Origin of the sequence: Methylobacterium sp. WL103, assembly GCF_008039885.1 — a bacterium.
Classification (GTDB): Bacteria; Pseudomonadota; Alphaproteobacteria; order Rhizobiales; family Beijerinckiaceae; genus Methylobacterium; species Methylobacterium cerastii.
In genome coordinates, this window is record NZ_VRUX01000099.1 from 1 (window position 1) to 10,925 (window position 10,925).

Genomic DNA, 10,925 nt, shown 5'->3' on the forward strand with positions numbered 1-10,925 from the left:
AGGCCGGCGAGCCGGCAGCCGAGGTCGGGCATCGCCGCGGCCGGGTGCGGGCCTTCGCCCCACATCATCGGGCAGGGCAGGGCGCCGTCCTCGGGCCAGGCGCCGTCGGGGCGGACGGCGAAACGCCAGGTCAGGGCGCCGCGGGTCATCCTGGCGGCCTTCCCGAACCGTTCGCCGTGGGCGCCGAGCAGGCGATCGAGATCGTCCGTGCGGGCGACGAGGCCGCGCAGCCGCCGGCCGGACTCCCAGTCCGCCCGCACCCGCCCCGGGTCGCTCAGGCCGAACCAGCGGGCGTGGGGCGGGGCCGCCGCCTCGGGATCGATGGCGATCACTTCCAGGAACAGGGCCTCGCCGAGCCGCAGGAGGTGGTTGCGGGTGCCCATCTCGCGGTGGCGCCCGCCCTCGGGCATCGTGAGACCGAGGCAATCGCGGACATAAGCCACGCCCGCGGCGAGATCCGGTGCGACGATGGCAAGGTGGTCGAGGGTGAGCATGGATCGATCCCTATCACCAACGGCATTCGCTGGTTCCGAACGGCCCTGTCGGTTCCCGAGCCGGGCGTCACAGTCTGTCCCGCACCCGTTTGAGGAAAGCTCTCAGCTCGGCGCCGTCATAAAACACAAAATCGGCGGACGAAGACCACCATAGTTTTCTCAGTTCTTCATCTGAAAATTCATTCCCGATAAAAAATTCGAGATGCTCCTTCAGCCTTGCGCGTTTTTCCTTGTCTTTGAAGGTCGATAAGACGGTTCTGATCAGTTTATCTTCGCTCGATACGTCATCAAGACGATATTGATAGAACTGTAGGCTGAATTCAAGGAATTCTTATGGTAATTTCATTTCAATCGGCTTGCATATGATAAAAGCTGAGCCAAAATCAGAGCCGATCGCGCGCTCTTCTCAGTAACTCGCGTAGCCATGCGCTATCATGAAACACAGTGTCTGCGGAAGACGACCACCAGATTTTCTGCAGCTCCTTGTCGTCGACATGATCCTGCGTGATCGCATCGAGATACGAACGCAAGCATGCGCGTTGTTGCGTGTCTGAAAATGGGGACAAGACCGAGTCAATTAATTCTTCTTCCGTTTCAACATCATCTAATATGCCAGATTAAAACTGAAGTGAGAATTTTTTAAATTCAGGGGGTTGTTGTATGTCAATCTCCATCACTTCGTGAATGTGGTGTTCGGACGCGGAATCCACGCGCCGAATTTGGGGTGTGAATTATACAAAAACCAGAGCTTCAATTATGCCTGACATAAACAGAGCCTCATCTGTTGCTATAAGCCTCAGCGTTCGCTGACTCCCGACCGCTCTGGCGGGTTCCAAAGTAGGGGTTACAGCCTATCCCGCACCCGTTTGAGAAAAATTCTCAGCTCGGCACCGTCGTAAAATACAATATCGGCGGACGAAGACCACCATAAATTCTTTAGTTCATCATTTGAAAAATTATCTGAGGTAACCAAACTGAGATAATCTCTCAGCCTTGCGCGTTTTGCCTCATCTTTCAAGGGCGATAAAACAGTACTGATCAATTCCTCTTGGCTCGATATGTCATCAAGAATATCCTGATAGAATTGCAGGCTAATCTCACGAAATTCCGCAGATAATTTCATTTCAATCACCTTCTGTTAAAAGGTATGCTGTCCGGATACGAAATCCGCGAGGGGAAGTAGGGTCATGTCTCAACTCAACGCCGACGCTACGCGTGTCGCGCATATAAACGACGCCCTCGTTTGTGCTATAGGCCTCTCTCCCAGTCTTGCGATCGAATGATTTTTCTATGAACTTACGATCGTCGATACCGGAAGCGACGCGATCGACGGCTTCCTTATTTGATTCTATTGTTTGATTGACAAAATTATTTGCGGATTCGATCGACTCGAAGCTCCCGTCTCGCCTCATCCCTCCGTTTGCGAGCAATGAGCGCCACTGAGATTTTCGCACGCGCTCGAACAATTCGTCATCGGACTTGCCGATATGCCTGCCAAGCGTGTGGCCGCCGCGCCCCTCCTCCGCTCTGAGATCGCCTTTGTACCGTTGATCATCTTCGCTGCCGACGAGGATGAGACGTGCATCGTCACCCGTCGTAAAGCCTTCGGCGCCGTCCTCACGCGTCCACCGGTCACCGTCCGGTCGGCCGGCCGGCACCCGCAATTGGCCCGGGTTGTAGGCGTGAAGAACGAGGCCGAGCCGAAGCAGCTTCGCCTCGACGCGCAAAGCCGCCAAAAGCCACCGCGACCGCGCGACGACGATCTCATGCGCGACCATGGATCACTCCGCTCGTGGACGGGGCATCATAGGCTAATAGTCTTAATATGTCAAGAGTGTTCTTGATTTGTTCGTGGTGCGGTCAAGCCCGGGCGACAAGCGTTTCCCTTCGCTTCCCATCACGCGCGGCCGGGCGCCGTGACCCGTCCCGCCCACGTCCCGGCGATTCGTCGTGCCCGAACGCGACCGGGTGCGGGGGCATCCCGTCGCGCAGCACCTCGGCCGTCGTCGACGCGATGACCGAATCGATCCGGTCGTCCATGAAGACGCCTCCGGCTTCGAGGAGGGCGCGGACAGCGGCGACGCCCTCCGCGAGGATCGGCGCGACGATCGCCCTGTGGTCGAACGCGAGCACGGCCCCTCCTCGGGCCCGGCGGCGCTCAGGCGGCTGCGGCGATCCGGTCTTCGCCTTGCGGCTGCGGCAGCGCAAGGCCGGCCTCGAACGCGGCGATCGCGGCCGCCGGCATCGGCTTCTGGAACAGGTAGCCCTGCATGTAGCGGCAGCCGGCGGCGCGCAGATGGAGCATCTGCGCCTCGGTCTCGACCCCCTCGACCACGCAGAGCAGGCGGAGGTTGCGCGCGAGGTCGAGGATCGAGTGGATGATGTTGCGCGAGGCGGCGTCGCTGCAGATGTCGGTGACGAAGCTGCGGTCGATCTTCAATTCGCTGATCGGCAGGCGGTGGACGTAGCCCAGGCTGGAATAGCCGGTGCCGAAATCGTCGAGCGCGATGCCGACGCCGAGCGCCCGCAGGGCGCCGAGCGAGCGGCCGGCGTCGACGAGGTCGCGCATCAGGCCGGTCTCGGTGACCTCGAACACGATGCGCTCGGGCGCGATGCCGCTTTCCGCGATCAGGGCGGTGATCGTCGCGATGCCCTCGGCGGCGGCGAGGTCGTAGGCCGAGAGGTTGAAGGACAGGGCCACGTGCTCGGGCCAGGACGCCATCGCCGCAAGCGCCTTGCGGAGCAGCGCGAGGCTGAGGTCGTGGATCAGCCCGGTGCGCTCGGCCACCACGATGAAGTCGACCGGCGACACCGAGCCGAGGGTCGGGCTGTTCCAGCGCGCCAGCGCCTCGTAGGCCTGGACCCGCCCGGCGACGACGTCGACGATCGGCTGGAACAGCAGGTGGAACTCGGCCGCGAGGTCGGCCCGGCGCAGCGCCTGCTCGACCTGAGCCTGCCGGTGCATCCGGTTCTCGTGCTCGAACGCGAAGCAGGCCGCGGTGCCCGGCGCGTGGGTCTTGGCATGGTAGAGCGTGTGGTCGGCCCGCTCGACGAGCATCTCCGCGGTCCGCGCGGTTTCGGGGAAGCACGCGAAGCCGATCGAGGCGCCGATCCGCGCGGTGGTGTCGCGCAGGGCATAGGGCTGCTTCAGGATCGTGCACAGGGTCCGGCCGAGGGTGTCGAGGTCCGGCCAGCCGTGCAGGATCAGGCCGAACTCGTCGCCGCCGAGGCGCGCCACCACGCCCGCCGCGCCGACGGCGTCCTGGAGCCGGCGGCCGACCTCGCACAGCACCGCGTCGCCGGCTAGGTGGCCGAGGGTGTCGTTGACCGGCTTGAACCCGTCGAGGTCGATCAGGCCGATCGCAAAGCGCGTCTCCGCCGTGTCGGCGGCCGCGATGGCCTGCTCGAGCTCGGCGAAGAAGGAGCGCCGGTTCGGCAGGCCGGTCAGCGGGTCGGTGTGGGCGAGCGCGTGGTTCTCCCCGGTCAGCCGGGTGAGGCGGCGGAAGTCGCGGTAGTAGACCGACTGCATGAACAGCAACACCACGACGACGCCGACGTAGTTGAGCGCCGCCGCCCGGACCACGGGCGCGCCGATCACAAGGAAGTACGCCGAGACCGGCACCGCGAGCGCCGAGACGATCAGCGTCGCCGTGCGCAGGTGCGTCAGGCAGGAGATGCACGCGATCATCGTGATGCTGAGGAAGTACAGCACGTGCAGGTTGGTGGCGGCGTCGCCGTACCGGGTCAGCAGGATGGCCCAGATCGCAAACCCGGAGCCGAGGATCGCCGCGAGCCGGTTGGTGCCCCTGAGGCGCCGCAACGCCTCTTCGGTGCCTATGGCGTGATGGTGCGTGCGGCTCCAGATCAGGACGCGGCCGGCGCAGACCGACAGCAGGACCGCCAGCGGCAGGATCGTCAGCCCGTCCGGCGCCACGCCGTAATGGGTGTAGGCCACCCCCATGGCGTCCAGGCTCAGGATCGTATGCAGGATCGGTACCTGGCGCGATAGGGCCCGCGCCTGCGCGACGAGCACGTTCGGCTCGTCGTCGGGGACCCTGAAGAGTCGGCGCACGCTGTTCGAGACTGTCATCGCCAGCGCCGTGGCTCGGTTCTGTTGCATCTGCAACGGCGATAGGCACCAACAAATGCTAAAGATTGGATAATCGGCCGAAGGACCCGTCTGTTGGTCGGTTGAACCGTCGGGTTGAAAAGCAATCGTGGGTTAAAAATACCATCATCGGAGGCGACGTTCAGAGGCGGCCGCCGGCGCCGGCCCGGAATGCACGCGAACTGCGATCGGTGACAGAAGCCTCGGTCGGCGAAAACCGATCCTGCGCGATGGGGAGGTCGATGTCGGCGTCCGCCTGCGTCCACAGCCGCCCCGCCGTCGCATCGGATGCGTGCCGCGTGCGACCGTCCCGTCGGCGCGGCGTCGTCGCCCGGTCAGCCTCTGCGCCGACCGGAGCGGTCGTGACTGCGCCGGCACGGGCGGTTCGGCGGCTGAAGCAGCCGGTCGCGCGCCTGCTTCAGGATGATGCGCAGGCCGCCATCGGAAAACCAGTAATCGGCCGGCGTCGCGTTCCACAGGCGCAGCAGTTCGGCGTCGGAGACGTCGTCGCGCGTGATCCTGTCGAGGAACTCGCGCAGGCGGATCCGGTCCTGGCCGGTGAACGGATCGAGCACGATGGCCCAGATCTCGTCCTCCGTCTTACCCCTCACGTCGAGGTCCTGGTGGAAACCAAGGCCGAACTGGTAGAATTCGGGCGTCGGTTCGAGGCGCGGTTTCGCCATGGCGTCTCCCCCCCTTACCGTTTGCGGCGTCCGCCCCCGATCCGTCAGTTCCGGTCGCGTGCGCCGGCCAGGAAGGCGCGCAGGTCCTGCGCGGTGAAGAAGTAGATGTCGGCGTCCGTCTCCTTCCACAGCCGCTCCAACGTCGCGTCGGACGCCTCGCGGAGGGCGCGGTCGAGGAACTGCCGCAGCCGGACGCGCTCCTCGCTGCGGAAGAGGTTGAGAACGAAGGCGTACTTCTCGTCCAGCGTCGGCGCGTCGTGATCGAGGTCCGGTATGAACCATCGGCCAAACGTGAGGAATTCCAGGGACGCCTGCATGTCAATCTCCGTCATCGCGCGGATAGGCGGTATAGATGCGGTACCCGCGAGGGCTGCGCGGTTCATGCAGGATAAAGATTCCGACCCCGTAGGTCGTGCGCATATACGGTTCGAGCTGGCCCGCCGTGTAGGCTTCCCGCCCGATTCTGTATCCGAAGCGGGATGTTATGAATGCGTTGCTCCTTTTACCAGTTGCAACGTCGTCGACCTCCGCAGCATTCTGTTCCAAGGTGCGATTGACGTAATCGCTCGCAGACTCTACGGATTCGAACGAGCCATCTCGGCGTATGCCATAGTCGATGACCGGGAACGTCCTCCTGCTGGCCAGGACGCGACCCATCATCTCCGCATCCGTCTTGCCGACATGCTCGCGAAGCGTATGTCCGCCGCGCGCCTCTTCTTCGGAGAGCACGACCGTGTACCGGCGGTCGGCATCATCCGAGACATGGACGATCCGCGCATCGTCGTCGGAACCATGCCCGTTGCCGGCATCGCCATCCGTCCATTGGCCGCCGTTCGGGTTCCCGGCCGGCATGCGGGGTTGGTCGGCGTGATACGCACGCAGCGACAGACGCAACCGCAGGAAGGCGACCTCCACGCGGTACGAGGCGATCAGCCACCTCGCCCGCACTAGGCCTGTCGAGCCTGACGCCATGGACTGCACCCCTCGGATCTGCCTACAGTCCTATAAAGGAATATTATCCGTAAAGCAAGGGTGTCATCGCGGCCTTCAAACGCGAAGCGCCGGAACCTCGGCGAGGCTCCGGCGCTGGGTGGTGGGTCGTCGGGGGAGCGGGCGTCGCGCCCGCCCCGGCCTCAGAGCGAGTAGTACATCGTGAACTCGACCGGGTGCGGGGTCATCTCGTAGCGCATGACCTCCTCCATCTTCAGCGCGATGAACGAGTCGATCTGGTCATCGGTGAAGACGTCGCCGGCCTTGAGGAAGGCGCGGTCGCGGTCGAGGTTCTGCAGCGCCTCGCGCAACGAGCCGCAGACGGTGGGGATCTTCTTCAGCTCGCGCGGCGGCAGGTCGTAGAGATCCTTGTCCATGGCCGCGCCCGGATCGATTTTGTTCAGGATGCCGTCCAGGCCCGCCATCAGCAGCGCCGAGAAGGCGAGGTAGGGGTTGGCCATCGGGTCGGGGAAGCGGACCTCGACGCGCTTGGCCTTCGGGCTCTTCGTCCACGGGATGCGGCAGGAGGCCGAGCGGTTGCGCGCCGAGTAGGCGAGCAGCACGGGGGCCTCGTAGCCCGGCACCAGGCGCTTGTAGGAGTTGGTGGACGGGTTGGTGAAGGCGTTCAAGGCCTTGGCGTGCTTGATGATGCCGCCGATGTACCAGAGGCATTCCTGGCTGAGGCCCGCGTACTTGTCGCCGGCGAAGACCGGCTTGCCGTCCTTCCAGATCGACTGGTGCACGTGCATGCCCGAGCCGTTGTCGCCGAAGACGGGTTTTGGCATGAACGTCGCGGTCTTGCCGAAGCTCTGCGCCACGTTGTGGATGCAGTACTTGTAGATCTGCATGTGGTCGGCCAACAACGTCAGCGTATCGAACTTCATGCCGAGCTCGTGCTGGGCGCTCGCCACCTCGTGGTGGTGCTTCTCCACCTTCACGCCCATGCCCTGCATCGCAGCCAGCATCTCGCCGCGCATGTCCTGGGCCGAATCCTGCGGCGGCACCGGGAAGTAGCCGCCCTTGGTGGCGACGCGGTGGCCGAGGTTGCCGCCCTCGTAGTCGGTAAAACCGTTGGTCGGCAGCTCGGTCGAATCGAGCTGGAAGCCGGTGTGGTACGGGTCGGCGCCGAACTTCACGTCGTCGAACACGAAGAACTCGGCTTCGGGGCCGACGTAGATCGTGTCGCCGATGCCGGTGGACTTGAGGTAGGCCTCGGCGAGCTTGGCGGTGCCGCGCGGGTCGCGGGCGTAGGGCGCGCCGGTCGAGGGCTCGAGCACGTCGCAGACGATGACCATGGTCGCCGCCGAGAAGAACGGGTCCATCGTGGCGGTCGAGGGGTCCGGCATCAGCAGCATGTCGGACTCGTTGATCGCCTTCCAGCCGGCGATCGACGAGCCGTCGAACATCGTGCCTTCCTCGAAGATCTCGTCGTCGATCAGGCTGACGTCGAAGGTGACGTGCTGCCACTTGCCGCGCGGGTCCGTGAACCGGAAGTCCACGTACTTCACGTCGTTGTCCCGGATGGTCTTCAGCACCTCGGCCGCTGTCGTCATCTTGGGCGTCCTCCTCAGATTCGTGGGCCGCCGCACTTGAGCCGCGCGCCGGACGTGCGCTGCATACAGCCCGGGACGCGTCCGTGCCAACCGAAGCGACCGGAAATCTTCTCCGCGCGCCGGCCTGCGCGTTCCTGGTCGACTGGGCGCCATCACCGCCTTGTGCGTCATCGGACCGAGTGGTTCGGTTCCCCTGGAAAGGGATGTTCACACGGAGTTGATCGCCAGGGTAGCGCGTGAGCGGGAACCGGCGGTGAAGTGGCATTTCGCTGGCACGGTCCCTGCTAGCGGGGTCTCGGTCGTCGGAGGCCACGGAGCGGCTGCGTTTCCCCGGACTTCGCATCGTTAAACGGACGAGAGACTCGGAATGACGAAATACAAACTCGAGTATTTGTGGCTCGACGGGTACACGCCGGTCCCGAACCTTCGCGGCAAGACCCAGGTCAAGGACTTCGACGGCTTCCCGACCCTCGAGCAGCTTCCGCTCTGGGGCTTCGACGGCTCCTCGACGCTGCAGGCTGAGGGCGGCTCGTCCGACTGCATGCTCAAGCCCGTGCGCCACTTCCCCGATTCCACGCGCAAGAACGGCGTGCTGGTGATGTGCGAAGTGATGATGCCGGACGGCAAGACCCCGCACCCGTCGAACAAGCGCGCCACCATCCACGACGACCCGGGCGCTTGGTTCGGCTTCGAGCAGGAATACTTCTTCTATAAGGACGGCCGCCCGCTCGGCTTCCCCGCCGCCGGCTACCCGGCGCCCCAGGGCCCGTACTATTGCGGCGCCGGCTATTCGGCAGTCGGCGACGTCGCGCGCAAGATCGTCGACGAGCATCTCGACCTCTGCCTCGATGCCGGCATCAACCACGAGGGCATCAACGCCGAGGTGGCCAAGGGCCAGTGGGAGTTCCAGATCTTCGGGAAGGGCTCGAAGAAGGCCGCCGACGAGATGTGGGTCGCCCGCTACCTGCTCGAGCGCCTGTGCGAGACCTACGGCATCGACGTCGAGTACCATTGCAAGCCGCTCGGCGACACCGACTGGAACGGCTCGGGCATGCACGCCAACTTCTCGACCACCTACCTCCGGGAGACCGGCGGCAAGGACTACTTCGAGAAGCTGATGGCGGCGTTCGGCGGCGCGATCGAGGATCACATCGCGGTCTACGGTCCCGACAACCACCTGCGCCTCACCGGCAAGCATGAGACGGCGCCCTGGAACAAGTTCTCCTACGGCGTGGCCGACCGCGGCGCCTCGATCCGCGTGCCGCACTCCTTCGTGAACAACGACTACAAGGGTTACCTGGAAGACCGCCGCCCCAACAGCCAGGGGGACCCCTACCAGATCGCCTCGCAGATCCTGAAGACGGTCGAGTCGGTTCCGACCACCTGATCGGCATCGCGAGGATTTCGGATCGTCAGCGGCGCGGACCTTCGGGTCCGCGCTGTTTTTCGTTTCCGTTCTTCTCTCCCCGCAGAGGAGGGAGGGAAGAGCGTGTCACGCCCCGAAGATCGACCAGCCCATGCGCCGGGTAAGCTGCTCCAGGGCGATGCGGCCGAGATGGGAGTTGCCGGATTCGTCGAGGCCCGGCGACCAGACCGAGATCGAGGCGCGCCCCGGGGCGATCGCCAGGATGCCGCCGCCGACGCCGCTCTTGCCCGGCAGGCCGACCCGGTAGGCGAACTCGCCCGAGCCATCGTAGTGGCCGCAGGTCAGCATCACCGCGTTGATGCGGCGGGCGCGCTCCGGTGGGATCACGGACAGGCCGGTGGCGGGGTTCCGCCCGGAATGGGCGAGGAACCGCCCGGCGGTGGCGAGTTGCCGGCACGACATGCTGATCGCGCAGTGATGGAAGTAGACACCGAGGGTGTAGTCGACCGGGTTCTCGACCACGCCGAACGACTTCATGTAGTTGGCGAGCGCCACGTTTCGGAAGCCGGTGCGCTTCTCGGAGGCCGCCACCGCCTCGTCGATGGCGATGGTCGGGTCGTTGGCAAGCGCCTGCATGAAGCGCAGGATTTCGCCCAGGGCTTCGCGCGGCTGGTGGCCGGAGAGGATCACGTCGGTCACCGCGATGGCGCCGGCGTTGATGAAGGGGTTGCGCGGCACACCCTGCTCGCGTTCGAGCTGGACGATGGAGTTGAACGGGCTGCCGGATGGCTCGCGCCCAACCCGCTTCCACAGGGCGTCGCCGACCATGCCGAGCGCCAGCGTCAGGGTGAAGACCTTCGACACGCTCTGGATCGAGAACGGCGTCTCGCTGTCGCCGGCCGCCGCGATGGTGCCGTCGGCATCGATCACCACCAGGCCGAAGCCCTGCGGATCGACGCGGGCGAGCTCGGGGATGTAGCGCGCGACCGTGCCCCGGTCGGAGCGCTGCCGCATCTCGTAGGCGATCTCCTCGACCACGCTGCGCAGGTGCGGAGCGAGGCTCACGCTCCGCTCGCCGGGGCCGCCGTCAGATCGCGTCCGGGCCGGTCTCGCCGGTGCGGATGCGGATCGCCTCCTCGATGGTGGAGACGAAGATCTTGCCGTCGCCGATGCGGCCGGTCTGGGCCGACTTGCGGATCGCCTCGACGGCACCCTCCACGAGCGCGTCGGAGAGCACGATCTCGAGCTTCACCTTGGGCAGGAAGTCGACGACGTATTCCGCGCCGCGATACAGCTCGGTGTGGCCCTTCTGGCGGCCGAAGCCCTTCGCCTCGATCACGGTGATGCCCTGGAGGCCGACCTCCTGGAGGGCCTCCTTCACCTCGTCGAGCTTGAAGGGCTTGATGATCGCTTCGATCTTCTTCATGCCGGACGGCCCAACCTGCGCTTGACGATGCTGAATTTCTACCACTCCCCCGGTCCGGCCGCCACGCCGTTTTCAACCGGCATCGGTCGAAACTGCCTCTTCGACTTGCATGAACTGCAAATCGTTTGTGCATTTTTCGACTGGCGGCCGATTGTTTGAGCAGTGTCTGGGTGGCGCGCGGGCAGCAAACGTTCGAACTTTTGGGGATCGATACGATGGATGGGGCACGGCTGATGACGGTCGCGGCGATGGCGGCCGTGGACGCGGCGGCCATCGCCGGCGGCACCCCGGGCATCGCGCTGATG

Annotated in this window: 13 protein-coding genes; 2 read left to right on the forward strand and 11 right to left on the reverse strand. The window is 64.7% G+C overall.

Going from position 1 to position 10,925, the window contains the following annotated elements; translation table 11 throughout:
• The 9 genes from FV222_RS08895 to glnA all read right to left on the reverse strand — a co-directional run.
• Nucleotides 1-494, reverse strand: a 494-nt coding sequence (locus FV222_RS08895; RefSeq protein ID WP_147813893.1) for a VOC family protein, incomplete at its 3' end; no start/stop codon positions are given.
• An 844-nt stretch (nucleotides 495-1,338) separates the two neighbouring features.
• The gene (locus FV222_RS30645; protein ID WP_147813895.1) at nucleotides 1,339-1,617 is read right to left on the reverse strand and encodes a hypothetical protein; all 279 of its coding nucleotides are present in this window, start codon (nucleotides 1,615-1,617) and stop codon (nucleotides 1,339-1,341) included.
• Nucleotide 1,618: 1 nt separating this feature from the next.
• Nucleotides 1,619-2,272 carry an RNase A-like domain-containing protein gene (locus FV222_RS29450; RefSeq protein ID WP_246685387.1) on the reverse strand — a complete coding sequence of 218 codons (654 nt, stop codon included), beginning with the start codon at nucleotides 2,270-2,272 and terminating at the stop codon, nucleotides 1,619-1,621.
• Between the two features lie 82 nt (nucleotides 2,273-2,354).
• Nucleotides 2,355-2,627 carry a hypothetical protein gene (locus tag FV222_RS08920; protein ID WP_147813897.1) on the reverse strand — a complete coding sequence of 91 codons (273 nt, stop codon included), beginning with the start codon at nucleotides 2,625-2,627 and terminating at the stop codon, nucleotides 2,355-2,357.
• Nucleotides 2,628-2,652: 25 nt separating this feature from the next.
• Complete coding sequence (locus tag FV222_RS08925; RefSeq protein ID WP_187277270.1) at nucleotides 2,653-4,584, reverse strand: EAL domain-containing protein; 1,932 nt, start codon at nucleotides 4,582-4,584, stop codon at nucleotides 2,653-2,655.
• Nucleotides 4,585-4,937: 353 nt separating this feature from the next.
• Complete coding sequence (locus FV222_RS08930; RefSeq protein ID WP_147813901.1) at nucleotides 4,938-5,285, reverse strand: hypothetical protein; 348 nt, start codon at nucleotides 5,283-5,285, stop codon at nucleotides 4,938-4,940.
• A 44-nt stretch (nucleotides 5,286-5,329) separates the two neighbouring features.
• Entirely contained in the window at nucleotides 5,330-5,602 is a 273-nt protein-coding gene (locus tag FV222_RS08935) for a hypothetical protein (RefSeq protein ID WP_147813903.1), read from the reverse strand.
• Nucleotide 5,603: 1 nt separating this feature from the next.
• A complete protein-coding gene (locus FV222_RS29455; protein ID WP_246685388.1) occupies nucleotides 5,604-6,200 on the reverse strand; it encodes an RNase A-like domain-containing protein in 597 nt (198 codons plus the stop codon).
• A 218-nt stretch (nucleotides 6,201-6,418) separates the two neighbouring features.
• A complete protein-coding gene (gene glnA, locus FV222_RS08945; protein WP_147751643.1) occupies nucleotides 6,419-7,828 on the reverse strand; it encodes a type I glutamate--ammonia ligase in 1,410 nt (469 codons plus the stop codon).
• Between the two features lie 367 nt (nucleotides 7,829-8,195).
• On the opposite strand from glnA, the gene FV222_RS08950 reads away from it, so the two are divergent.
• Entirely contained in the window at nucleotides 8,196-9,215 is a 1,020-nt protein-coding gene (locus FV222_RS08950; protein ID WP_147751644.1) for a glutamine synthetase beta-grasp domain-containing protein, read from the forward strand.
• A 105-nt stretch (nucleotides 9,216-9,320) separates the two neighbouring features.
• On the opposite strand, the gene FV222_RS08955 is transcribed toward FV222_RS08950, so the two are convergent.
• Nucleotides 9,321-10,259, reverse strand: a complete 939-nt coding sequence (locus tag FV222_RS08955; protein WP_147813905.1) for a glutaminase — start codon at nucleotides 10,257-10,259, stop codon at nucleotides 9,321-9,323.
• 22 nt (nucleotides 10,260-10,281) lie between these two features.
• Entirely contained in the window at nucleotides 10,282-10,620 is a 339-nt protein-coding gene (locus tag FV222_RS08960) for a P-II family nitrogen regulator (RefSeq protein WP_147727910.1), read from the reverse strand.
• Between the two features lie 27 nt (nucleotides 10,621-10,647).
• On the opposite strand from FV222_RS08960, the gene FV222_RS31855 reads away from it, so the two are divergent.
• On the forward strand, nucleotides 10,648-10,779 hold the full coding sequence (locus tag FV222_RS31855; protein WP_281406878.1) for a hypothetical protein: 132 nt from the start codon (nucleotides 10,648-10,650) through the stop codon (nucleotides 10,777-10,779).
• Nucleotides 10,780-10,925: the final 146 nt, after the last annotated feature.